Consider the following 21,650-nt stretch of genomic DNA (forward strand, 5'->3'; position numbering starts at 1 on the left):
CTGATTGGGAGCGCCATCATAAGCGCAAGCGCGGTCAGCGCGGTTTGGCATTTTCGAGCGCGGCCAGTCCTTCCTCGGCGCCGTCGTGTGGCGGCACGGTCAGGCCGCACCGGGCGTTGGCGACGTTGACCTGGGCGCCCTGCGGCGAACCGGCGGCCAGCAGGTCCTGTCCGGTCTGGTAGACCGCCCGCACCACCTGCAGGGCTTCGTCGCGGGTCAGGTCCGAGGTGGTCAGCAGCAGCGCCGCGGTGCCGATGGTGGCCACCGGTTCGGGCTGGTTCGGGTAGGTGCCCGCCGGTATCCCCAGCGGCATCAGCGCGTCGTCCTGCGCGGCCAGGGCCTTGACCGCGGCCGGATCGAGCGGCAGCAGCTTCAGGTGCGCCTGGGTCAGCGCGTCGCGCAAGGGCGTGGCGGGAATGCCGATCACCTGCGCGGCGGCGTCGATGGTGCCGGCGTTCAGCGCCGGCAGCGAAGCGGTGAAGGGGGTGGGCACCGCCTCGTAGTCGCGTCCGGCCTGCAGGCCATGAGCGGCCAGCACGGCTTCCAGCGTGGCGCGCACCGCCGACCCCTGCGCGCCGAGCGCGATCTTCTTGCCCTTCAGGTCACGCACGCCGCGCAGCCTGGCGTCGTCGCGCACGACGATGTGCACCATTTCGGGATAGAGGCTGCCCAGCGCCCGCAGGCCGGCGAACGGCCCCTGCGACGCGAACGGGCCGCGGCCCTCGTACGCCAGCTTGGCGGTGTCGGCCTGCGCCAGTCCGACCACCGCGTCGCCGCTGCGCAGCAGGGCGATGTTCTCGGCCCCGCCGCCGGTGATCAGCGGCGTGACGCGGATCTGGCGCGCCTGGCCCACGGCGCCCAGCGCGCGCGCGAAGGTGACGTATTCCCCGCGATCCGGGCCGCCCGCCAGCGGATAGCCCTGCTGCATCCGCGCCAGCCGGCCGTTGATGCGCGCCACGGAGCGTTCCAGCTCCTGTTGCACCACGTGCTGCGCCGTGCTGGAGGCGCTGTAGGCGACCGAATGGGTGATCTGGTCCAGGGTGTCGAGCAGCCGCTGCGTCACGGGCGGCGGCGCGCCGGTGTCCAGCGACGGCGCCTCGGCGGCCTTGAAGCCGGCCGGGGTCACCAGCGTCCAGGCGTCGCCGTCCTGGCGGTAGATGGCGCTGGCGTGCGCGACGATCTCGTCGCCGGCCTGGTTGCCGCTGGATTTCACGCCGCTGATGCTGCGCGGGCCGGCGCCCAGCAGGGTCACCAGGGCCGCGGCCCCGGGCTGATCCCAGGCGCCCAGCGCGATGTCGCGCGTCACCGCCAGCCGCAGGTCGTAATAGACCACGCGGCGGGTTTCGCCGGCCGGCGCGCTGCTGTCGGCGGCCGACCCCATGCGCTTGAGCTGGTCGATGCGGAACAGGCCCGCGCCATAGGTGGCGGCCAGGCCGCGCTCGACGTCGGCTCGCAGCGCGTCGGCATCGGGCGCGCGGCCGCAGGCGGCCAGCAGGAGGCACAGGGCCAGCAGCAGGAATCGCTTCAGCATGGTCACATCCCTCCCACGAACGGCAGGGAAATCAACGAGGTCAGGACGATCACGTTGAGGATGTCGACCAGGAACGCGCCCGTCACCGGCACCACGATGAAGGCCTGCGGCGCCGGGCCGTGGCGCCGCGTCAGCGCCTGCATGTTGGCGATGGCGGTGGCCGTGGCGCCCAGCGAGAAGCCGCAGAACGCGGCCGACATGATGGCGGCTTCGTAGTCGCTCTTGAGCAGCCGGAACACCACCCAGGCCGAATACAGCGCGCAGAACAGCGTCTGCACCGCCAGGATCAGCGCCAGCGGCCCGGCCAGCCGCGCCACGCTGGTCAGGTCCAGCGTCATCATCGTCATGGCCAGGAACAGCGACAGCGTGATGGTGCCGATGATCTCGGTGGCGCGGTCGTCCAGCTTCAGGCCCAGGTGCTCGCCGCCGTTGCGGATCAGCACGCCCGTCGCCAGGCACCAGAGGAAATTGGGCAGGCTCACCGGCGCGCCCTCCACCAGCGTGGCCAGGTAGCCGCCCGCCACCAGGCAGACGAAGGCGGCGGTCATCGAGGTGATGAACGAGGCCGCGGTCGACGGCGGCTGGGTCCCGGTCAGGTCGGGCGCCTCGTGGCCCGCCGCCGACTGGCGGTCCAGGCCGCCGGCCAGCTTGTGGCGGCGCATCAGCCATTCGGCCACCGGGCCGCCGACCACGCCGCCCAGCACCAGGCCGATCGTCGCCGCCGTCATGGCCAGCGCCATCACGTCCTGGATGTTGTTGACGTCGGCGAAGCGGGTGGTGTAGGCCGCGCCCGTGCCGTGCCCGCCGACCAGCGTGATGGTGCCGCCCAGCAGCCCCATCAACGGGTGCATGTCCAGCAGCCAGGCCATGCCCAGCCCCACGGCGTTCTGCAGCACCAGGAACGGAATCAGCGCCAGCAGGAACGCGATCAGCCGCGGGCCGCCCTTGGCCAGCAATTTGAGGTTCGCCGTCAGGCCGATGCAGCCGAAGAACAGCAGCAACAGGGTCGGCTTGATGCTGGTTTCCAGGGACACGGCGTGGCCGCCCCAGGTCGACAGCGCGTAGGCGCCGATGGCGAACAGCAGGCCGCCCACGATCGGGTCCGGGATGCTGTAGCGCGCCAGCACGCCGATGCGGGTGGTCAGGACGCGGCCGATGGCCAGCACCAGGCAGCAGGCCAGCAGGGATTGGACGGGCGAGAGTGAAATCATGAAAACCTTCGTGCCTCGCGGGGCAACGGACGAAAGGGGCGGGGGCGCGGAGCCCCCGGGAGGTCAGAGCGGAAAGGCGCGCGCCATGTAACTGGCCTGCGGTCCATAGCCCTCGAGCTTGGCGGCCAGGTCGCGGCCGCCGGCGGCGACCGGCGCATAGCCGTGGCGCAGCCAGTAACCCACCGCGGATCCCAGCGACACCAGGCTGGCGCGCCGCAGACCCGTCTGCGTGGCGTGCCCGGCCGCGGTGCGCAGCAGGGCCTGGCCCACGCCCAGACCCTGGGCCGAGGGCGCCACGGCGCAGTCGTGCAGGAACCAGTGGTCGGCGGGCTCGGGCAGCGTGGCCAGCGGCGCGTCCAGGGTCGGCGGCAGGCCGGCGTCCCATGGATACGAAACCAGATAGCCCAGCAGCGCGTCGCCCGGCGCGGCGGCGGCCTGCGCCACCCAGCAGTGGGCCGGCGCCAGCGCCAGGCGGTTCAGGAAGAAATCAGTGCTTTCCAGCAGGAACCCCGGATAGGCGCCGGCCTGGACGTCCAGGATGGCATCCACGTCGGCGGTCAGCATGGGGCGGACTCGATATTGCATAACACCCTGTGAAAACAAGAACTTCGCGCATTTTACCGATGCCCGCGAAGCGCCGCTTCACGTCTCTTCACAAATTGGGGACAGAGATTTACGCGACTTTATATCCCTGGCGGCGCCGCTCCCTAGAATCGCCGGAATGCGACCAGTCTTATAGCCGTGGCATTTGATGAAAATTCGACGATGGCTTGCGCATACTGCCCGGCATAACGTCCCGCATTCCAATTTCAGAGCACCATGCATATCCAATTCCGGTCCGAGCCCCAGGGGCAGCAAGTCCTGACCAAAGCGCTTCCCATTGAAGCGCTCTGGGGGACGGCCGCCGCCAATGTGCCTTACGACGCCTGTGTCACCTGCGTCATTCCGTGCCTGAATGAATGTGAGAATCTGCGCGTGCTGCTGCCGCTGCTGCGCAGCCGGCTGGCGGCGTTGTGCACCGGCTGGGAGATCATCGTCGCCGATGACGGCAGCACCGATGGCACCGAGGCGCTGATGGCCGAATGGTCCCAGTACGACGGCTTCCGCTACGTGCAGCTGTCGCGCAATTTCGGCAAGGAAGCCGCGCTCAGCGCCGGGCTCGAAAGCGCCACCGGCGACGTCGTGATCTGCCTGGACGCGGACATGCAGCATCCGCCCGCGCTGATCGAGCAGATGCTGGCCCGCTGGGCCGCCGGCGCCGAAATGGTCTACGCCGTGCGCGAAACCCGCAGCGACGAATCCTGGGTCAAGCGCACCGGCGCCCGCTGGTTCTACAAGCTGCTGAGCGGCGCCCGCGGCGTCGATGTGCCGGCCCACGCCGGCGACTTCCGCCTGATGAGCCGCAACGTGGTGGACGCGCTGAACGCCTTGCCCGAGCGTACCCGCTTCATGAAGGGCCTGTACGCCTGGGTCGGTTTCAAGGGCGAGGCGCTGCCTTACACCCCCGACGAACGCATGCACGGCGACAGCCGCTTCGGCAGCATGCGCCTGGCGCGGCTGGCGCTGGACGGCCTGACCGCCTTCACCACCTGGCCCCTGCGCCTGGTCAGCCTGGTCGGCGTGCTGTTCGCCGTGCTGGCGATGGCCTACGCGGTTTACCTGGTGATCGACTTCCTGGTGTCCGGCAACCCGGTATCGGGCTGGACCACCATCGTGACGGCCGTGCTGTTCTTCGCCGGCGTCAATCTGATCTCGCTGGGCGTGGTGGGCGAATACGTCGCCCGTATCTTCGACGAGGTCAAGGGGCGCCCGCTGTTCGTCGTGCGCCGCCGCCAGGGGCAGGCCGCCCGCACCGACAAGGTCGCACACTGATGGCCGCCGCGATGCAACAGCCGGCGCGTTCCAATTGGATCCCGCCGGCGGGCAGGTTCCTGCTCGCGATTGGCTTCTGGCTGGCCTTCCTGGCCTGGGTTCGGCCCCTGACGCTGCCCGACGAGGGCCGTTACGCGGGCGTCGCCTGGGACATGCTGCGCAGCGGTTCGCACATGGTGCCGCTGCTGGACGGCATGCCGTATTTCCACAAGCCGCCGCTGTACTACTGGCTGACCGAGCTGTCCTTCACCGTGTTCGGCGTGCATCCGTGGGCCGCGCGCCTGCCGTCGCTGCTGGCCTCCTGGGCCGCGATCGCCGCGCTGTACGCCTTCGTGCGGCGCTACCGCGACGCCGCCACCGCGACGCTGACCGCGCTGGTGCTGGCCACCGTGCCGTTCTTCTACGGCGGTTCGCAGTTCGCCAACCTGGACATGCTGGTCGCCGGCATGATCACGCTGTGCGTGCTGGCCGCGGCCGACACCGCGCTGCGCGTCGAGCGCGGCGAGGCCTATCGCTGGATGTCGCTGGCCGCCGCCGCGCTGGCCGGCCTGGCGGTCCTGGCCAAGGGTCTGATCGGCCTGGTGTTGCCGGGCGCCATCCTGTTCATCTGGCTGGTCTGGAGCCGCCGCTGGCGCGGCCTGGGCGCGCTGGTCTGGCCGCCCGCGCTGCTGGTGTTCGCGGTGGTCGCGGTGCCGTGGTTCGCGCTGATGCAGATCCGCTATCCCGGGTTCTACGACTACTTCTTCGTCTACCAGCATTTCCAGCGCTTCGCCGCCACCGGTTTCAACAATGCCCAGCCGTTCTGGTTCTACCTGCCCGTGGTGGTCGGACTGAGCCTGCCGTGGTCCCTGTGGGGCGGCGGCATCCTGCGCAAGGCGTTCTGGGCCGAGGGCCCGCAGCGCGACCTGCGCCGCCTGGCGCTGGTCTGGTTCGTGGTGGTGGTGGGCTTCTTCTCGCTGCCCAACTCCAAACTGGTCGGCTACGTGCTGCCGGCGCTGCCGCCGCTGGCCTTCCTGCTGGCCGAAGTGATCGTGGCCGCGGGCCGCCAGAAGGCCGATGTGCTGACGCCGCGCCTGGTGCGCATCTGCGCCGCTGTTGGCGCCGGCATCTGCGTGCTGGCCATCGGCATCGCCGCCCACTCCGCCCGTGGCAGCGCCGGCCCGCTGGCCGCGCAGATCCGCTCGCTGGCGCAGCCCGGCGATACCTTCGTGTCGCTGCATACCTATCCGTTCGACCTGGCGCTGTACGCCAAGGCGCCCAACCCGACCTGGGTGGTGGACGACTGGCTCAATCCGGAAGTGCCGGTGCGCGACAACTGGCGCAAGGAACTCTACGACGCCGCCAAGTTCGAGCCCCAGGTCGGCAAGCAGGTGCTGATCAGCGCCGAGGAATTCCAGGCCCGCCTGTGCGCGGCGCCCGATGGCGCGCGCTACTGGGTCTGGGGCACGCGCTCGGATGCCGGCAGCTATGCCGCGCTGGCCGGCCGCGAGCCGACGGCGACCAGCGTGAAATACGTGATGTGGCAGGTGGTGTCGGACGCCGCCTTCAAGCAGCGGGCTTGTGGCGGAACGCCCAAAGCCGGCTCGTGATGAAGGTGCCGACCGCCAATGCGATCAGGATGATTGCCAGCAGGACGTCATAGCGAACGGCCGTTACCCGTAGCAACCAGGCGTAAGCCGATTCATTGATGACGAAGCCGATGGCTGAAATGAAGAAGAAACGGCGAACTGCTATGGTCCAGGGTGTTGTCGAATGTCTGAACGTGAGCCGGTAATGCCCGCTGAAGGACACCACGAACGCCACCAGCCAGCCGATCAGGTTGGCCAGGAGTGGCGCGGCGCCGAAGGCTTCCACGCTGGCGACGGCGATGCCCCAGTGGGTGGCGGCCGCTGCGCATCCGACGGCGATGAACAGGCTGACTTGTTGAAGCAGGGCGCGCATGCGGGGCGTGTCGAAGAGAAATGGCGGGGTGAGAGCTTGACCAAGCGCATTGTGGTCTGCGGTGATGATTTTGGCATGAATGCCGACATTGATGAAGGCATGATCGTGCTGGCGGGCATGGGCCGGCTGAGCGCGGTCAGCTGCCTGTCGCTGGGACCGACTTTCGTCGCCAATGCGCCGCGCCTGGCGGCGCTCGATGCCGACCTCGGCCTGCATGTGAACTTCACCGAGCCGCTCGGTTCGGGCGCCGACGCGGACCTGCCGTCGCTGTCGCGCCTGATCCTGCGCGCCTACGCCGGGCGCCTGGACGCGGACTGGGTCGACCAGCACCTGACGCGCCAGTTCGACGCGTTCGAGGCCGCTTTCGGCCGCGCGCCCGATTATGTGGACGGGCACCAGCACGTGCACCAGCTGCCGATTATCCGCGACCGTCTGCTGCGGCTGCTCAAGCAGCGCTACGGCGCCCGCATGCCCTGGCTGCGCCAGACCGCACCGGGCATGTTGAGCGGCATCCCGCTCAAGGAGTCCATCAAGGCGCGCATCATCGGTGCGCTGGGCGCGGCCGCGCTGGGTCGCCAGGCCCGCGACGAAGGCCTGCGCACCAACCGCCGGCTGCTGGGCGTCTATGGTTTCGAGGGCGGCAAGCGGCGCTATGCCGACCTGCTGCAGAACTGGTTGTTCAATGCCCGCGATTGCGATCTGCTGATGTGCCATCCGGCCAAGAACAGCCGCGGAGACAGCGCCATGGCGCGCCAGCGCCGCGCGGAATTCGACGTGCTGGCCTGCCCCAAGCTGGGCGACTGGCTGGCCGCCAACGGCGTGCGCATCTCGCGCCTGCCGCTCAGCGCGCGCTAGGCCTTGCGGGACGGGCGGGCGCGCCAGGCGCCAAGGCCGGCTCCCGCGCCTTCCATCATCAGGCCCGCGTCAGGCTCTGCAGCAGCCAGGCGCCGGCCGGCCCCAGCGGGCGGCGGGTCGACCACACCGCGTCCACCCGGATCTGGCGCGGCCAGCCCGGCACCGCCAGTTCCACCAGTTGCCCGCGGCCGAAGCGTTGCAGCATCCAGCGCGGCAGCTCGGTCCAGCCGAATCCCAGCGTGGCCATTTCCAGCAGCATCAGGTAGCCCGGCGCCGACCAGGTCGACTGAGACGGCGCGGGGTCCTTGTCATCCAGCTCGTAGGTGCTCAGGCGCAGCTCGCGCTCGGTCTTCAGGTGATCCTTGGTGACTCCCGACAGCGCCGCCAGCGGATGGCCGCGACCCACGCACAGCACGATCTCCGAGGCCTCGCGCAGCGTCGCGTGGGCCATGTCCGGCGGATAGCTTTCCTGCGCCGCCATCAGCCCCAGGTGGGCGCGGCCCTGCTGCACCAGCGCCACCACATCCTCGTATTCCGCGATCAGGCACTCGAAGCGCAGCGCCGGATAGCGCTGGTCGATCTGGCTGAGCATGTTCTCAAAGGTTTCGGACTGAAACGTATCCGACAGCACCACGGTCAGGCGCGGCTCCAGTCCGGCCGACAGCTGGCTGGCGCTGCGGTTCAGGCGGTCATTGGCCGCCAGCACCTGCAAGGCCTGGCCCAGCAGCACCTGGCCGGCCTCGGTCAGGGACGGCTGGCGCTGGCTGCGGTCGAACAGCGTCACGTTCAGGTCGACCTCGAGGTTGGCGATGGTCTCGCTGACAGTGGACTGGCTCTTGCCCAGCTTGCGGGCCGCGGCCGAAAACGTGCCCTCGGCAGCCACCTGGGCGAAGGTGGCCAGGGATTCCAGGGAATGGCGCATGGTCGGGTGTTGTATCGGATTTTCCGATGGATTCTATCTTTATCGTACCGGAAATATCGTCGAAAATCCCCCGGTCACTGAAACAAACGACCTCAGAGGTGGGTCATGACACAAGCCAAGAAAACCATCAAAGAGCGCTTCATCCACGCTTTCCTGTTCGAAATCCTCGCCATCGGCCTGTGCGCGCCGGTGGCCGCCTGGGCCATGGGCAAGTCGCTGTTCGAAATGGGCGTGCTGACCGCCGTGATCGCCTGGGTCGCGCTGGTCTGGAACATGATCTACAACGCCGGCTTCGACCGCCTGGAGAACCGCCTGGGCATCACCCGCAACCTGCGCGTGCGCGTGATCCACGCGTTCGGCTTCGAGCTCGGGCTGATCCTGATCGTGATCCCGCTGGCCGCCTGGTGGCTGAACATCAGCCTGTGGCAGGCCTCCGTGCTGGACATCGCGCTGGTGCTGTTCTACCTGCCGTACGCCTTCTTCTACAACCTGGGCTACGACCGCGCCCGCCCGCGCGTCCTGGCCTGGCTGGCGCGCGGCGCCAAGGACGCCGCCGCCCCGGCCGCGAGCGCTACGCGTCAATCACCTTGCGCGTAAACATCTCCAGGTAGTCCATCAGCGAATCCGCGCCCTGGATGGCCGCCGCTTCGTCGCCCGTGGCGATGCCGGCGGCCATGGCCATGTGGCGGCGCGCGCCTTCGGCGATGTCGCCCTCGTGCTGGTAGGCGTACCAGAAGCGGCGGCACTGGATGATCAGCGGTTCCACCGCATTCACCGCCGACACGTTGCGACAGGCGCTGTGACAGACGTGGTCGAGCAACTGGTCGGCCTGCATGTAGTCGTCCAGGTTGCCGCCCTCGGCCGCGCGCACCATCTGCGTCGCGCATTCGACGATCTGGCCGCGCTGCGCCGGCGTGGCGCGGCGCGCGGCGCTGGCGGCGATCAGCTGCTCCAGCGCCCGGCGGGTCTGGATCAGGTCCATGTGGTCGGCCAGCTGGATCATCGAGACCCGCAGGCCGCGCCGCGGTTCCTGGCGGATTAGGCCGGCCGCCACCATGCGCAGCAAGGCTTCGCGCAGCGGGGTGCGGCCCAGGCCGGTCTTTTCGACCAGATCGGCTTCCACGACCGCGCTGCCCGGCTGCAATTGCAGGGTGGCGATCATGCTTTCGATCTGGTTGTAGGCGACGTCCGCGGCGCGCCGTTTGGGTTCTGCTCCTGCCATCAACGGTTGTTTTCCTTCGTTTTGCGCCACTGCGTGTAGGCCAGCCATTCGCCGACGAACCCGCGCCGGAAGAACGACACGCACAACACGAAAATCAACCCGATGACGATGGTGACGACATCGCCCAGGGTGGCCAGGTAGTTCTGCAGGCTGACGACCAGCGTGGCGCCCACCACGGGGCCCCATACGGTGCCGATCCCGCCCAGCAGCGTCATCAGCAGGACTTCGGTGGAGGTGGCCAGCGACACGTCGTTGAGCGCCACCAGCTGCAGCACCAGCGCCTTGAGCGAACCCGCCAGGCCGGCCACCGAGGCCGACAGCACGAACGCCAGCAGCTTGCACCGATCCGTATCGTACCCCAGCGAAATCGCCCGCGGCGCGTTGTCGCGGATGGTCTTGAGCACTTGTCCGAAGGGCGAATGGATGACCCGGTAGACGAACAGGAACCCGAGCACGAACACGCCGAGCGTGAAGTAATACATGTTGGTGTCGGCGCTCAGGTCGACCAGGCCCAGGAACTTGCCGCGCGGAATGCCCTGCATGCCGTCCTCGCCGCGGGTCCAGCGGACCTGCACCGCCATGAAGTAGGCCACCTGCGACAGCGCCAGCGTGATCATGGCGAAATAGATACCGGTGCGGCGGATCGCCAGCCAGCCGATCGCATAGCCGATGGCGGCGGCCATGGCCACGCCGCACAGTATCGCCAGCTCGGGCGGCAGGCCGGCCGCGCCGTACAGGATCATCATTTCGCCGGCCGCATAGCCGGCCCAGCCGAAGAAGGCGGCATGGCCGAACGACACCAGGCCGGTGAAGCCGGTCAGCAGGTTGAAGGCCAGCGCGAACAGCGCGAAGCACAGCACCTTCATCACGAACACCGGATAGACCACTTGCGGGAACCACGGGACCAGCAGCGCCGGCACCAGCAGCAGCGCCAGGATGCGGATGGAAAGAGGGAAGCGCGACACCTTATTTCTCCTTGCCGAACAGGCCCGCGGGGCGCGTCAGCAGCACCACCGCCATCACGATGAACACGACCACGGTGGACGCTTCGGGGTAGAACACCTTGGCCAGGCCTTCCAGCAGGCCCAGCGCCAGGCCGGTGACGATGGCGCCCATGATCGAGCCGAGGCCGCCGATCACCACCACCGCGAACACGATATTGAGCAGGTTGGAGCCCATCAGCGGGTTGATCTGCATGACGGGCGCGGCCAGCACGCCCGCCACGCCGGCCAGCGCCACGCCGAAGCCGTAGGTCAGCGTGATCATCACCGGCACGTTGACGCCAAAGGCCTGCAGCAGCCGGGCGTTCTCGGTGCCGGCGCGCAGCAGCGCGCCCAGGCGGGTGCGCTCGAACAGGTACCAGGTCAGCAGGCACAGCAGCAGCGACGCCACCACCACGAAGGCGCGGTACGCCGGCAGGAACATGAAGCCCAGGTCGAAGCCGCCCTGCAGGATCTCGGGCGGCTCGTAGCCCACGCCGGAAATGCCGTAGAAGTAGCGGAACCCGCCTTCCATCATCAGCGCGATGCCGAAGGTCAGCAGCAGGCCGTACAGGTGGTCCAGGTGATAGAGCCGCTTGAGCAGCGTCTTTTCGATGACCACGCCGACCGCGCCGACGAGCAGCGGCGCCAGCACCAGCGCCGCCCAGAAATTGATCTGCGCGCCCGGGCCCAGCAGCTGCGGCAGCTGGGTGAAGCCGATCCACGCCAGGAACGCCGCCATCATGAACTGGGCGCCATGGGTGAAATTGACGATGTTGAGCAGGCCGAAGATGATGGCCAGCCCCATGCTGAGAATGGCGTAGAAGCAGCCGTTGATCAGCCCCACCAGCAGTTGGGCGAGCAGGGCGGGAAGCGAGATGTCGAACATAGTGGGCGGCGGTCGGACACGGGACGCGTCGGTTTGCGGGAGGCGCGCGTTGCCGCGCGCCGCGGGCGGATCGAACCGGCGCCGGGCGCAAGCCGCCCGGCGCCGGCGGGCGTCATGACTTGTTCAGCGGGCAGGCGGCCTGCGGCTTGGGGAAGACTTCGTCGCCCTTGAGCACGGCCTTGACGTGGTAGTAATCCCACGGCGCCTTGGACTCGGCGGGCGCCTTCACCTGCAACAGCAGCATGTCGTGCACCAGCGCCCCGTCCGCGCGCAGCTTGCTGTTGCGGATCACGGCGTCGTTGATGGTCATTTCGCGCAGCTTGGCCATGACCGCCGGCGCCTCGTCGGTGCCGGCCGCCTCGATCGCCTTCAGGTACGACAGCGTGGCCGAATAGACCCCGGCCTGCGAGGCCGTCGGCATTTTCTTGGCCTTCTCGAAGAACTTCTTGGCCCAGGCGCGCGAGGCGTCGTCGTAGTCCCAGTAGAACGCCTCGGTCAGGTACATGCCCTGCGCCTTGGCCAGGCCCATGCTGTGCACGTCCGAGATGTAGGTCAGCAGCGGCGCCACGATCTGCTTCTTGGTGATGCCGAACTCATTGGCCTGCTTGACCGCGTTGACGGTGTCGTTGCCGGCGTTGGCCAGGGCGATCACGTCGGCCTTGGAGGCCTGCGCCTTCAGCAGGAACGACGAGAAATCGTTGCCGGGGAAGGGGTGGCGCGATACGCCTACGACGCTGCCGCCGTTCTCCTGGATGACTTCGGTCGCGTCCTTCTCCAGCGAGTGGCCGAAGGTGTAGTCGGCGGTGATGAAGTACCAGGTCTTCTTGCCTTCCTTGACCAGCGCGCGCGCCGTGCCGGCCGCCAGCGCGTAGGTGTTGGTGGTCCACTGCGCATTCAGCGGCGAGCATTTCTCGCCCAGGATCGCGGTCGACAGGCCCGCGGACGGCATGGTCACGCGGTTCTTCTGGCGCGCGATCTCCATCACGGCCAGCGCGGTCGACGCGGTGGGGAAGTCGGTGATCATGTCGACCTTGCCCTGGTCGAACCATTCGCGCGCCAGGTTGGCGGCGACGTCGGGCTTGTTCTGGTGGTCGGCGGCCACCACTTCGACCGGCTTGCCCAGCACCTTGTTGCCCATTTCCTCGGCCGCCATGCGCGCCGCGATCACCGAGCCGTTGCCGGCCAGGTCGGAATAGACGCCGGACAGGTCGGTCAGCACGCCGACCTTGACGATGCCGTCGCTGATGCCGGCCTCGGCGTGGGCAACGCCCGCCAGGCCGATGGCGCACAGCGCCGCTGCGATTCGATTCAATTTCATCTGACTACGCTCCGTATGGGAATGGGGGGACTGCGGTCGGAAGCACCACGGGAAACTGCAACGACGGGGAACTGCGCGCGACGGCCCTCAGATGCCGAGCAAGGCGTTGAGCCGGTCCTGCGACCGCTCGACTTCGGCCCGCTCGATCACGGCGGCCACCTGGCCATGCTCGATGACGTAATGGCGGTCGGCCAGGTGCTGGGCGAAGCGGAAGTTCTGCTCGACCAGCACGGTGGTGTAGCCGCGCTCCTGCAATTGCCGGATCACCCGGCCCAGCGCCTGCACGATGACGGGCGCCAGGCCTTCGGTGATTTCATCGAGCAGCAGCAGGCGGGCGCCGGTGCGCAGGATGCGCGCCATCGCCAGCATCTGCTGCTCGCCGCCCGACAGCCGGGTGCCGGGGCTGTGGGCGCGTTCCTTCAGGTTGGGGAACATCGTGTAGATCTCTTCCACCGACATGCCGTCCGGCCCCACCGAGGGCAGCAGCATGAGGTTCTCCTCGGCGGTCAGCGAGGCGTAGATGCCGCGCTCTTCGGGGCAATAGCCGATGCCCCGGCGCGCGATCTTGTGCGGCGGCAGGCCGATGGTCTCCTGGCCTTGCACCTTGATGGAGCCGCTGCGCCGGCCCACCAGGCCCAGCACCGACTTCAGGGTCGAACTGCGGCCGGCGCCATTGCGGCCCAGCAGCGTGATGCACTCGCCCGCCTTCACGTCCAGGTCGATGCCGTGCAGGATGTGCGATTCGCCATACCAGGCGTGCAGGCCGCGGATTTCCAGCATGGACCGCGCCGGGGTCTTGTCATTCATCTTCCGCTCCCATGTACGCTTCGCGCACCGCGGGGTTCGCGGATACCTCGGCGTACGGACCCTCGGCCAGGATCTCGCCGCGTTGCAGGACGGTGATGGTGTCGCAGATGTCGGCCACCACCTTCATGTTGTGTTCCACCATCAGGATGCTGCGGCCCGCCGAGACCTGCTTGATCAGGTGCTTGACGCGGTCCACGTCCTCGTGGCCCATGCCCTGGGTCGGCTCATCCAGCAACAGCAGCTCGGGCTCCAGCGCCAGCGTGGTGGCGATCTCCAGCGTGCGCTTGCGGCCGTAGGGCAGGTCGCCGGCGGCCACGTCCAGCTGCGCGCGCAGGCCGACCTGGTCGAGCAGCTCCTCGACCCGCGCATGCAGCCGCTCCAGCGAGCGCTCCGAACGCCAGAAGCAATAGTCCACGCCCAGCTTGCGCTGCAAGGCCACGCGCACGTTCTCGCGCACCGACAATTGCGGGAACACCGCCGAGATCTGGAACGAGCGCACGATGCCGCGCCGCGCCGTCTGCGCCGGCCGTTCGCCGGTGATGTCGACGCCGTCGTAGACGATCGCGCCGCGGGTCGGGATGTGGAACTTGGTGAGCAGGTTGAAGACCGTGGTCTTGCCGGCCCCGTTGGGTCCGATCAGGGCATGGATCGCGCCGCGCCTGACGCTCAGGTTGACGTCGTTGACCGCCACGAAGCCGCGGAATTCCTTGGTGAGGCCCCGGGTCTGAAGGATGATGTCGCTGTGCATGGTGTCCGAGAGGCTGGCGCAAGGACGGCGCGCCACGGCCATGCGGGCGCGCCGGTCCTGCTTCGGGCTGGGTCGCTTACTTCGACTGGTATTGCCGCGGCCGCTTGGCCAGCGCCGCTTCGATGATGCCGGCGCAGCGCTCGCGCTCGGCGCCCACCAGCGGCAGGCGCGGACGGCGCACGTGCTCGTTGCCGACGCCGGCCAGGGTCTCGGCCAGCTTGATGTTCTGCACCAGCTTGGTCGAGACGTCCAGGTGCAGCAGCGGCGTGAACCACTGGTACAGCGCCAGCGCTTCCTGCCACTTGCCGGCCTTCATCAGGTCGTACAGGGCCACGGTCTCGCGCGGGAACGCGGTCACCAGGCCGGCCAGCAGGCCGTCGGCGCCCAGCGCCAGGGCTTCGAACGACAGGTCGTCGACGCCGATGAACAGCTGGAAGCGGTCGCCCAGTTTGTTGCGCAGGTCGGTCACGCGGCGGATGTCGTCGCTGCTTTCCTTGATCGCCACCAGCCATGGGCAGTCGGCCAGCTCGGCCATGTGCTCGGGCTTGAGGTCGACGCGGTAGGCGACCGGGTTGTTGTAGATCATGCAGGGCTTGGCGGCGGCCTCGGCCATGGTGCGGATGCTCTGCATCGCCTCGCGCGCATCTGCCACGTAGATCAGCGAGGGCATCAGCATGAAGCCGTCCACGCCCAGTTCCACCGCCGCCTTGATGAAGCGCAGCGCCTCGCGGGTGCTGGTCTCTGACACGTTGGCCAGCACCGGGATGCGGCCGCCGCTGGCTTCCACGGCGCAACGCGTCACCGCCAGCTTTTCCTCCAGCGTCAGGGTGCTGGCTTCGCCGAGCGAACCGCAGGTGACGAGGCCATGCACGCCGTTGTCGATCAGGAAGCTGAAATGCTTGCGCATCGCTTCGAAGTCGAGGGCTTCGTCGGCATGGAATTTACTGGTTACGGCAGGAAAGACGCCCTGCCAACGCACGTTACTCAACTTGATTCTCCTCGGATGGCCGGCGCCGCGAAGGAAGAGCGGCGGGTGGGAGAAAGTCTAATATCCGTTAAATATATTTAGAAGATATTTTGATATGGGAGTTTCCCGAGAGCGGGTTTTCCCCCGGGAAAAGACACAATGGGTTGAATAAGGCGATGACGACGCGGGCCTGCCGCGTCAGCCGGCCTTGCGGCGATACGCGCGGCTGGCGTCCTGGATGAAGGTCTTGACGGCGTCGTCGTACTGTTCGCCGCTGCGGAACGCGCCCGAATGGGTGGCGCCCTCGATCTTGACCAGTCGCTTCAGGTCGGGCGAAACGCTGCGCGCGGCCGCGTAGAGTTCGTCGCTCATGGTGTGCGGCACCACGCGGTCGGCGGTGCCGTGCATGAACAGCATCGGCGTGTGCATGGCGGCCAGCTTGTCGACCGAGTCGAACGGCTGCGTCACCAGCAGGCTGGCGCCGGGCACGCGGCCCCACTTCATGGTGGCCAGCATGGCGCTGATGCTGGTGAAGCTGGATTCCACGATCAGGCCGGCGAAGTCGGGCTGGCCCGGCCGCGCGGCCAGGTCGATGGCGATGGCGCCGCCCAGGCTGTGGCCGTAGACGAAACGGCGCGCCGGATCCGGTTGCAGGCGTGCCAGCTCCTTCAGGCCGGCCATGGCGTCTTCGAGCGCGCTGGATTCGGAAGGCAAGCGCGGCGTCGAGGCGCCGAAGCCGCGGTAGTCGATGGCCAGGATCGAATAGCCCTTGCGGGTCCAGCCGTCGATGCGGAAGGCGCTGCCATTGAGGTTCCAGCGCGCGCCGTGCAGATACAGCACGGTGGGCGCGTTGGCTTGCGGGCTTTGCCAGTACCAGGCGCGCACCTTGTCGCCGTTGGCCAGCGCCAGGTCGTAGACCTGGGTGCCCTGGGCCGGCTCGCGCCACCAGGTCTGCGGCTCGGACTGGGGCGAGAAGATGGTCTGGCGCTGCCAGGAGTCGAGCTGCGAGCAGCCGACCACGCTGGCGGCGGCGAGCACGGCGGCGCCGATCAGGCGGCGCAGGGTGGGGCGGGGCAGGGCGGGCATGGAAGATATGACCCGCGCCGACGGGCACGGTTCCGGCGCCAGCATACAACGGCGGGTGTTGGCGGCTCGCGTCAAGCGGTATCCGGATGCATCTCGCGCGCCAGCGCCAGCCAGGCCTGGGCGGCATGCGACAGATAGCCGCCGCGGCGCCACACCAGGCCCATCTCCCAGTCCGTGCCGGGATCGCGCAGCGGCACCCGCGCCACGCCCGCGTGCCGTTCCTCGTTGGCCTTCAGGCGCGGCAGGAAGGCCACGCCCATGCCAGCCATGACCAGCGCCACGATGAAGTCGATCTGGCCGCTGCGGGCGGCGATCGCCGGGGCGAAGCCGGCCCGCTGGCAGGCGTCCAGGATGACGCGATTGAGCGCGAAGCCGCGCTCGAACAGGATGAAGGGCGCGTCGCGCAGTTGCTCCAGGCCGATGGCGGCGTCCCGCGCGCCGGCATGGTCGGCGGGCAGCGGCGCGATCAGCGGCTCGCGCGCCACCGGTTGCCAGTCGAGCTCGCCGGATTCCGGACGCAGCGAAGCGGCCAGCTCGATCTCGCCGGCCATCACCATTTCCTCGAGCCGATGGCCGCCATGTTCCAGCAGGCTGATCTCGATCTGCGGATAGCGGCTGCGAAAGCGCGCGAACATCGGCGCGAACAGCGCGTTGCTGCCCAGCGGCGGCAGGCCCAGCCGCAACACGCCGCGCTTCAGGCCGCGCAGCTCGTCCAGCTCGGCGTACAGATCGTCGCGTTCGGCCAACATCTTGACCGCGCGCCGGTAAACGATTTCGCCGGCCTCGGTCAGCCGCGGCGGCTGCGCCTGGCGGTCGAGCAGGGGCATGCCGATTTCGTCCTCCAGCTGGCGCACGGCCTTGCTGACCGTGGGCTGGGTGGCGAACACGGTCTTGGCCGCCTGGGAAAAACCGCCCTGGCGGACCACCTCCACCAATGCGCGCAAGGGCCGCAGATCCATGGTTATGCCTGATTGGAATGGGTTGGATTCGACAAATTCATTTTATCTATGACGCGGGCAGGCGTAAAACGGTTCCATCCGCTGGAATCCCTCCCCATGTCTCGCCCTCGCTATCCCGTCCTCCTGCGCAGCGTGCTGCGCCGCAGCCGCTTGCTGCAGATCGTCCTCATCACCCTGTTCTCCCTGTTGGGCCAGATGCTGGCCAACGCGGCCGGCCTGCCGGTGCCGGGCGGCGTCATCGGCATGGCGCTGGTGCTGGCGCTGCTGGCTTCGGGCCTGTTGCGGGTGCGCAATGTGCATCGCGGCGCCAGCTGGCTGCTGGGCGAAATGCTGCTGTTCTTCGTGCCCGCGGTGATGTCGCTGCTGGACCATCGCGAATTCCTGGGCGTGCTGGGCGCCAAGCTGCTGGTCGTGATCCTGCTGGGCACCGCGCTGGTCATGGCCGGCACGGCGCTGACGATCGATCTCTGCTACCGCTGGATGAACCGCCATGCGGGCTGAATTCAATCTGCTGTTCTGGCCGCTGGCCACCGTGCTGGCCTATGTCTGCGCGCGCCTGTTCTACCGCCGCTATGCGTACTGGTGGACGTCCACGCTGGTGGTGGCGCCGGCCCTGCTGCTGATGCTGGCGCTGCTGTTGCACACCGGCTACCGCGACTACATGTCCGGCTCGCACTGGCTGATGACGATGCTGGGGCCGGTGATCGTCGCCTTCGCGCTGCCGTTGTACGAGCAGCGCGCGCTGATCCGTCGCTACTGGCCGGTGCTGGCGGCGGGCGTGGTGGTCGGCAGCGCCATCGCCGGTCTCAGCGCCTGGTCGCTGGGCAGCCTGCTGGACCTGCCGCCGGATCTGCGGCTGAGCCTGTTGCCGCGCTCGGTGGCCACGCCGTTCGCGGTGGCGGTGTCCTCGCACGTCGGCGGCGCGCCGGACCTGACCGCGGTGTTCGTCATCGTCACCGGGGTGTTCGGCGCGGCCATCGGCCAGTGCATGCGCCGCTGGCTGCCGCTGCGCTCGGCCCTGGCGCGCGGCGCCCTGTTCGGCATGGGCGCGCATGGCGCCGGCACCGCCAAGGCCCGCGAGCTGGCGGCCGAAGAGGGCGCGGTGGCCGGGCTGGTGATGGTGATGGCGGGGCTGTTCAATGTGCTGGTCACGCCCGCCGTGGTGGTCGCGCTGCTGGCCTGATCCGGCCGCGTCAGTGCAAGGCCTCCAGCGCCACCGGATACAGCGAGGCCACCAGCAGCAGGGCCATGCTGATGTTGAAGGCGCGGATCGCCCAGGGCTTGTGCAGCACGCGCCGCAGGGCGGTGCCGAACGTGACCCAGATGCCGATGCTGGGCAGGTTGACGATGCCGCACACCACCGTGGCGATGACCAGGTTGGCGAAGAAGCCGGCTTGCGGCGTGTAGGTGGCGATCACGCCGACCGCCATCACCCAGGCCTTGGGGTTGACCCACTGGAATGCGGCCGCCTGCAGGAAGGTCATCGGCTTGCCGCTGACGGCGCCGTCCTCCATGCCGCCCGAGTTGGCGATCTTCCAGGCCAGGTACAGCAGGTAGGCGGCGCCCACGTACTTGAGCACGGTGTACAGCTGCGGCACCTGCTGGAACACCGATCCCAGCCCCACGCCCACCAGGAAGATCATCAGCGTGAAGCCGAGGTTCACGCCCAGCAGGTGTGGCATGCTGCGGCGGAAGCCGAAGTTCAGGCCGGACGCGGCCAGCATGACGTTGTTCGGCCCGGGCGTGATCGAACTGACCAGGGCGAACAGCGCCAGGGGACCCAGCAAGGACAGGGAAGCGAGCGGCACATCGGCCAGGCTGGCGGGGAACAACGTCATTTCTTGACTCCAATGATCGCGCGGCGTCCGCCGGCGATGACCACGATGACGGCGGCGGCGAACAGGTAGGTGCCCGGGTCCACCGCTTCGTCGAAAAACAGGGCTGCGGCCAGCACCGTCAGGAACGGCTGCAGCAATTGAATCTGCCCGACCCGGGCGATGCCGCCCGCGGCCAGGCCGCGATACCAGGCGAAAAATCCCAGGAACATCGAACCGAACGCCAGGTAGGCGCAGGCCGCGACCGCGTCCGCGCGCGGCCAGCCGGGCTGTTGCGCGGCCATCCAGCCCACCGGCGCGGCCAGCACCGGCGCGCTGATCACCAGCGCCCAGCAGATGGTGCGCCAGCCGCCCAGGGTGCGCGCGGCGCGGGCGCCCTCGGCATAGCCCAGACCGCCCAGCAGCACCGCCAGCAGCAGCCAGAAATCGCCGATCGACAGCGCGCCGGGGCCCTCGCGCAAGGCGAACGCCGCCACCAGCAAGGCGCCCACCGCGGCCCAGGCCCAGAAAGCGGGCGAGGGCCGTTCACCGCTGCGCCAGGCCGCGAACACGGCTGTCGACAGGGGCAGCAGGCCGTTGAACACCGCGCCGTGCGACGACGCCACGGTCTGCATCGCCAGCGACGAGGCCAGCGGCCAGCCGACCACGATGCCCAGCGCGGCCAGGATCACGCCCGGCCATTCAGCGCGCCCGGGCCGGCGGCTGCGGGTCAGCCACAGCAGCGCCAGGGCCGGCACCGCGGCCAGCAGGGCGCGTCCCAGGCCCACCAGCAGCGGCGGCAGTTCGGTCACCGCCACGCGCGTCATCGGCAGCGTCAGCGAAAACACCAGCACCCCCAGGAAGCCGTAGCCGTAGCCTTCCCTGGGCGACGCGGCGGGGGGCGGCCTGGAGGGCGGGATACGGCACGGAGCGGTTCATGGCGGGGCGTCGAAAAATGGGGGCGGTCCGCGGGACTTGCGGGCTGATGCCATTGCTGTCACTCTACGCATAGTTATCGGTACAGTACCGGTACACTTATACATGTCACTTCAACCACTGGCCTGGTGAAATCCCCATGACAGTTGCTTCGCCTTCCATGCCCTGGCAGCCCGTGCGCCAGGCCGACGCCACGCTGGTGGCGCAATTGGCCGACGGCCTGGCCCGGCGCATCGACGAACAGGGGCTGCGCCCCGGCACCCGGCTGCCGTCCATCCGCAAGATGGCCGAACAGTCCGGCGTCAGCCGCTTCACGGTGGTGGAAGCCTACGACCGGCTGGTGGCGCGCGGCCTGGTGCAGTCGCGGCGCGGCGCCGGCTTTTTCGTGCGCGCCCGCAGCGGGCCGCTGGCCCCGGTCGCCGTGCCGGCGTCGACGCAGAATTTCACGCCGCCGGCGCGGGTCGATATCGCCTGGCTGCTGCGCAGTATGTTCCGCGAGGGGGGGGGCGGCCCCGGCATGCCGGGCGGCGCCGGCCTGCTGCCGGCCGACTGGCTCGATCCTGAAATGGTGGCGGGCGCGGTGCGCGCCGTGGGCCGCTCGGTGCGCGGCCATCTCGTGTCCTATGGCCATCCGCAGGGGTTTTCGCCGCTGCGCCAGCAGATCGCCGCCTCGCTGCAGAGCGACGGCGTGCCGGCCCATCCCGAGCGCAACCTGCTCACCACCAACGGCGTCACCCACGCGCTGGACCTGATCGCCCGCCTGCTGGTGCAGCCGGGCGATACCGTGCTGGTCGAGGATCCGGCCTGGTTCGTCATCTTCGGCCGCCTGGCCGCCTTCGGCGCCCGGCTTATCGGCGTGCCGCGCGGCCCCGACGGCCCCGACACCGCCTTGCTCGAGCAACTGGCGGCGCAGCACAAGCCGAAACTGTTCATCATCAACAGCGCGGTCCACAACCCCACCGGCCACACCCTGTCGGCCGGCGCCGCCTACGACATCCTGCGCATCGCCGAGCGCCACGACTTCATGGTGGTGGAAGACGACACCTACGGCGAGCTGCATCCGGGCGGCGCCATGAAGCTGGCGGTGCTGGACCGGCTCAACCGCGTCATCCTGGTCAGCGGCTATTCCAAGATGCTGGCGGCCAGCCTGCGCGTCGGCTACCTGGCCGCCAATCCTGACATCCTGCAGAAACTGGCCGACCTGAAAATGCTGGCCGGGCTGACCTCGCCCGAGCTGGGCGAGCGGGTGGTGCACCGGGTGCTGATGGAAGGGCAGTACCGGCGCCATATCGAGCGCGTGCGGCTGCGGGTGGACGAGGCCCGCCAGCGCTGCCTGAAGGGCCTGCAGAAGCTCGGCCTGACGATCCGGCACGAACCGCAGGCGGGCATGTTCGTGTGGGCCGATTGCGGGCGCGACAGCGAGGTGCTGGCCCGCGCCGCCGCCGACCAGGGCATGCTGCTGGCGCCCGGCACGCTGTTCTCGCCGTCGCAGGGGCCGTCGACCATGTTGCGGTTTTCGGTGCCGATGGTCGATGACCGCGGCGTCTGGAATCTGCTGGAAAAACTTTTCGCCTGAAACGGCTCCTACAATA

23 protein-coding genes are annotated in these 21,650 nt (G+C 68.8%); 7 read left to right on the forward strand and 16 right to left on the reverse strand.

What is annotated here, in order from left to right; all coding sequences use genetic code 11:
* Nucleotides 1-34 precede the first annotated feature (34 nt).
* From AOZ49_RS16620 to AOZ49_RS16630, 3 genes are all read right to left on the reverse strand, one after another.
* Complete coding sequence (locus tag AOZ49_RS16620; protein WP_054476595.1) at nucleotides 35-1,537, reverse strand: TAXI family TRAP transporter solute-binding subunit; 1,503 nt, start codon at nucleotides 1,535-1,537, stop codon at nucleotides 35-37.
* Nucleotides 1,534-2,742: a sodium/glutamate symporter gene (gltS, locus tag AOZ49_RS16625; RefSeq protein ID WP_054476598.1), complete on the reverse strand. Its 1,209-nt coding sequence runs from the start codon at nucleotides 2,740-2,742 to the stop codon at nucleotides 1,534-1,536. Before gltS ends, AOZ49_RS16620 begins: the two co-directional genes overlap by 4 nt.
* Nucleotides 2,743-2,805: 63 nt before the next feature.
* Nucleotides 2,806-3,306 carry a GNAT family N-acetyltransferase gene (locus AOZ49_RS16630; protein ID WP_054476602.1) on the reverse strand — a complete coding sequence of 167 codons (501 nt, stop codon included), beginning with the start codon at nucleotides 3,304-3,306 and terminating at the stop codon, nucleotides 2,806-2,808.
* A 255-nt stretch (nucleotides 3,307-3,561) separates the two neighbouring features.
* Here AOZ49_RS16630 and AOZ49_RS16635 point away from each other — a divergent pair, with 255 nt between their 5' ends.
* Both AOZ49_RS16635 and AOZ49_RS16640 read left to right on the forward strand, forming a co-directional pair.
* Nucleotides 3,562-4,614, forward strand: coding sequence for a glycosyltransferase family 2 protein (locus AOZ49_RS16635; protein WP_054476605.1), 1,053 nt, complete (start codon nucleotides 3,562-3,564; stop codon nucleotides 4,612-4,614).
* On the forward strand, nucleotides 4,614-6,203 hold the full coding sequence (locus AOZ49_RS16640) for an ArnT family glycosyltransferase (protein WP_054476608.1): 1,590 nt from the start codon (nucleotides 4,614-4,616) through the stop codon (nucleotides 6,201-6,203). The genes AOZ49_RS16635 and AOZ49_RS16640 overlap by 1 nt, the downstream gene beginning before the upstream one ends.
* Here the strand turns inward: AOZ49_RS16640 and AOZ49_RS16645 are convergent.
* On the reverse strand, nucleotides 6,160-6,555 hold the full coding sequence (locus tag AOZ49_RS16645) for a GtrA family protein (protein ID WP_082380477.1): 396 nt from the start codon (nucleotides 6,553-6,555) through the stop codon (nucleotides 6,160-6,162). The genes AOZ49_RS16640 and AOZ49_RS16645 overlap by 44 nt on opposite strands.
* Before the next feature lie 36 nt (nucleotides 6,556-6,591).
* Between AOZ49_RS16645 and AOZ49_RS16650 the strand changes: the two genes are divergently transcribed.
* Nucleotides 6,592-7,410, forward strand: a complete 819-nt coding sequence (locus AOZ49_RS16650) for a ChbG/HpnK family deacetylase (protein ID WP_054476610.1) — start codon at nucleotides 6,592-6,594, stop codon at nucleotides 7,408-7,410.
* 58 nt (nucleotides 7,411-7,468) lie between these two features.
* On the opposite strand, the gene AOZ49_RS16655 is transcribed toward AOZ49_RS16650, so the two are convergent.
* Nucleotides 7,469-8,332 (reverse strand): LysR family transcriptional regulator, encoded by an 864-nt coding sequence (locus AOZ49_RS16655; RefSeq protein ID WP_054476612.1) that lies wholly within the window; start codon nucleotides 8,330-8,332, stop codon nucleotides 7,469-7,471.
* A 105-nt stretch (nucleotides 8,333-8,437) separates the two neighbouring features.
* Between AOZ49_RS16655 and AOZ49_RS16660 the strand changes: the two genes are divergently transcribed.
* Nucleotides 8,438-8,929 carry a multidrug/biocide efflux PACE transporter gene (locus AOZ49_RS16660; protein ID WP_054476614.1) on the forward strand — a complete coding sequence of 164 codons (492 nt, stop codon included), beginning with the start codon at nucleotides 8,438-8,440 and terminating at the stop codon, nucleotides 8,927-8,929.
* Here AOZ49_RS16660 and AOZ49_RS16665 read toward each other — a convergent pair.
* From AOZ49_RS16665 to AOZ49_RS16705, 9 genes are all read right to left on the reverse strand, one after another.
* Nucleotides 8,904-9,554, reverse strand: a complete 651-nt coding sequence (locus AOZ49_RS16665) for a GntR family transcriptional regulator (protein WP_054476617.1) — start codon at nucleotides 9,552-9,554, stop codon at nucleotides 8,904-8,906. The two genes, AOZ49_RS16660 and AOZ49_RS16665, sit on opposite strands and share 26 nt — an antisense overlap.
* Nucleotides 9,554-10,519: a branched-chain amino acid ABC transporter permease gene (locus AOZ49_RS16670; protein WP_054432715.1), complete on the reverse strand. Its 966-nt coding sequence runs from the start codon at nucleotides 10,517-10,519 to the stop codon at nucleotides 9,554-9,556. Before AOZ49_RS16670 ends, AOZ49_RS16665 begins: the two co-directional genes overlap by 1 nt.
* Before the next feature lies 1 nt (nucleotide 10,520).
* Nucleotides 10,521-11,423: a branched-chain amino acid ABC transporter permease gene (locus AOZ49_RS16675; protein WP_054432714.1), complete on the reverse strand. Its 903-nt coding sequence runs from the start codon at nucleotides 11,421-11,423 to the stop codon at nucleotides 10,521-10,523.
* A 112-nt stretch (nucleotides 11,424-11,535) separates the two neighbouring features.
* Nucleotides 11,536-12,741 (reverse strand): ABC transporter substrate-binding protein, encoded by a 1,206-nt coding sequence (locus AOZ49_RS16680; protein WP_054476619.1) that lies wholly within the window; start codon nucleotides 12,739-12,741, stop codon nucleotides 11,536-11,538.
* Between the two features lie 87 nt (nucleotides 12,742-12,828).
* Nucleotides 12,829-13,548 carry an ABC transporter ATP-binding protein gene (locus AOZ49_RS16685; RefSeq protein ID WP_054476621.1) on the reverse strand — a complete coding sequence of 240 codons (720 nt, stop codon included), beginning with the start codon at nucleotides 13,546-13,548 and terminating at the stop codon, nucleotides 12,829-12,831.
* A complete protein-coding gene (locus AOZ49_RS16690) occupies nucleotides 13,541-14,296 on the reverse strand; it encodes an ABC transporter ATP-binding protein (protein WP_054476666.1) in 756 nt (251 codons plus the stop codon). Before AOZ49_RS16690 ends, AOZ49_RS16685 begins: the two co-directional genes overlap by 8 nt.
* 76 nt (nucleotides 14,297-14,372) lie before the next feature.
* Nucleotides 14,373-15,284: a dihydrodipicolinate synthase family protein gene (locus AOZ49_RS16695; RefSeq protein ID WP_054476623.1), complete on the reverse strand. Its 912-nt coding sequence runs from the start codon at nucleotides 15,282-15,284 to the stop codon at nucleotides 14,373-14,375.
* 177 nt (nucleotides 15,285-15,461) lie between these two features.
* Entirely contained in the window at nucleotides 15,462-16,349 is an 888-nt protein-coding gene (locus tag AOZ49_RS16700; RefSeq protein ID WP_054476625.1) for an alpha/beta hydrolase, read from the reverse strand.
* A 71-nt stretch (nucleotides 16,350-16,420) separates the two neighbouring features.
* Nucleotides 16,421-17,308, reverse strand: a complete 888-nt coding sequence (locus tag AOZ49_RS16705) for a LysR family transcriptional regulator (protein WP_054476626.1) — start codon at nucleotides 17,306-17,308, stop codon at nucleotides 16,421-16,423.
* A 96-nt stretch (nucleotides 17,309-17,404) separates the two neighbouring features.
* On the opposite strand from AOZ49_RS16705, the gene AOZ49_RS16710 reads away from it, so the two are divergent.
* A complete protein-coding gene (locus AOZ49_RS16710; protein WP_054476628.1) occupies nucleotides 17,405-17,809 on the forward strand; it encodes a CidA/LrgA family protein in 405 nt (134 codons plus the stop codon).
* The gene (locus AOZ49_RS16715) at nucleotides 17,799-18,491 is read left to right on the forward strand and encodes an LrgB family protein (RefSeq protein WP_054476630.1); all 693 of its coding nucleotides are present in this window, start codon (nucleotides 17,799-17,801) and stop codon (nucleotides 18,489-18,491) included. Before AOZ49_RS16710 ends, AOZ49_RS16715 begins: the two co-directional genes overlap by 11 nt.
* A 10-nt stretch (nucleotides 18,492-18,501) precedes the next feature.
* Here the strand turns inward: AOZ49_RS16715 and AOZ49_RS16720 are convergent, their stop codons facing one another.
* Entirely contained in the window at nucleotides 18,502-19,146 is a 645-nt protein-coding gene (locus AOZ49_RS16720; protein WP_054432706.1) for a LysE family translocator, read from the reverse strand.
* Nucleotides 19,143-19,949: a DMT family transporter gene (locus AOZ49_RS16725; RefSeq protein WP_231690368.1), complete on the reverse strand. Its 807-nt coding sequence runs from the start codon at nucleotides 19,947-19,949 to the stop codon at nucleotides 19,143-19,145. Before AOZ49_RS16725 ends, AOZ49_RS16720 begins: the two co-directional genes overlap by 4 nt.
* 248 nt (nucleotides 19,950-20,197) lie before the next feature.
* Between AOZ49_RS16725 and AOZ49_RS16730 the strand changes: the two genes are divergently transcribed.
* Nucleotides 20,198-21,634: an aminotransferase-like domain-containing protein gene (locus AOZ49_RS16730; protein ID WP_054476634.1), complete on the forward strand. Its 1,437-nt coding sequence runs from the start codon at nucleotides 20,198-20,200 to the stop codon at nucleotides 21,632-21,634.
* The last annotated feature ends 16 nt before the right edge of the window (nucleotides 21,635-21,650 follow it).

The organism is Achromobacter sp. 2789STDY5608615 (assembly GCF_001298995.1).
Classification (GTDB): Bacteria; Pseudomonadota; Gammaproteobacteria; order Burkholderiales; family Burkholderiaceae_B; genus Achromobacter; species Achromobacter insuavis.

Excerpts from the sequence above, each read along its gene's own strand:
- AOZ49_RS16645 (WP_082380477.1), bottom strand. The coding sequence starts at position 6,555 with ATGCGCGCCCTGCTTCAACAAGTCAGCCTGTTCATCGCCGTCGGATGC.
- AOZ49_RS16705 (WP_054476626.1), bottom strand. The coding sequence starts at position 17,308 with ATGGATCTGCGGCCCTTGCGCGCATTGGTGGAGGTGGTCCGCCAGGGC.
- AOZ49_RS16700 (WP_054476625.1), bottom strand. The coding sequence starts at position 16,349 with ATGCCCGCCCTGCCCCGCCCCACCCTGCGCCGCCTGATCGGCGCCGCC.
- AOZ49_RS16680 (WP_054476619.1), bottom strand. The coding sequence starts at position 12,741 with ATGAAATTGAATCGAATCGCAGCGGCGCTGTGCGCCATCGGCCTGGCG.
- AOZ49_RS16715 (WP_054476630.1), top strand. The coding sequence starts at position 17,799 with ATGCGGGCTGAATTCAATCTGCTGTTCTGGCCGCTGGCCACCGTGCTG.
- AOZ49_RS16675 (WP_054432714.1), bottom strand. The coding sequence starts at position 11,423 with ATGTTCGACATCTCGCTTCCCGCCCTGCTCGCCCAACTGCTGGTGGGG.
- gltS (WP_054476598.1), bottom strand. The coding sequence starts at position 2,742 with ATGATTTCACTCTCGCCCGTCCAATCCCTGCTGGCCTGCTGCCTGGTG.
- AOZ49_RS16685 (WP_054476621.1), bottom strand. The coding sequence starts at position 13,548 with ATGAATGACAAGACCCCGGCGCGGTCCATGCTGGAAATCCGCGGCCTG.
- AOZ49_RS16710 (WP_054476628.1), top strand. The coding sequence starts at position 17,405 with ATGTCTCGCCCTCGCTATCCCGTCCTCCTGCGCAGCGTGCTGCGCCGC.
- AOZ49_RS16655 (WP_054476612.1), bottom strand. The coding sequence starts at position 8,332 with ATGCGCCATTCCCTGGAATCCCTGGCCACCTTCGCCCAGGTGGCTGCC.
- AOZ49_RS16635 (WP_054476605.1), top strand. The coding sequence starts at position 3,562 with ATGCATATCCAATTCCGGTCCGAGCCCCAGGGGCAGCAAGTCCTGACC.
- AOZ49_RS16640 (WP_054476608.1), top strand. The coding sequence starts at position 4,614 with ATGGCCGCCGCGATGCAACAGCCGGCGCGTTCCAATTGGATCCCGCCG.
- AOZ49_RS16630 (WP_054476602.1), bottom strand. The coding sequence starts at position 3,306 with ATGCTGACCGCCGACGTGGATGCCATCCTGGACGTCCAGGCCGGCGCC.
- AOZ49_RS16690 (WP_054476666.1), bottom strand. The coding sequence starts at position 14,296 with ATGCACAGCGACATCATCCTTCAGACCCGGGGCCTCACCAAGGAATTC.
- AOZ49_RS16660 (WP_054476614.1), top strand. The coding sequence starts at position 8,438 with ATGACACAAGCCAAGAAAACCATCAAAGAGCGCTTCATCCACGCTTTC.
- AOZ49_RS16665 (WP_054476617.1), bottom strand. The coding sequence starts at position 9,554 with ATGGCAGGAGCAGAACCCAAACGGCGCGCCGCGGACGTCGCCTACAAC.
- AOZ49_RS16720 (WP_054432706.1), bottom strand. The coding sequence starts at position 19,146 with ATGACGTTGTTCCCCGCCAGCCTGGCCGATGTGCCGCTCGCTTCCCTG.
- AOZ49_RS16730 (WP_054476634.1), top strand. The coding sequence starts at position 20,198 with ATGACAGTTGCTTCGCCTTCCATGCCCTGGCAGCCCGTGCGCCAGGCC.
- AOZ49_RS16725 (WP_231690368.1), bottom strand. The coding sequence starts at position 19,949 with ATGACGCGCGTGGCGGTGACCGAACTGCCGCCGCTGCTGGTGGGCCTG.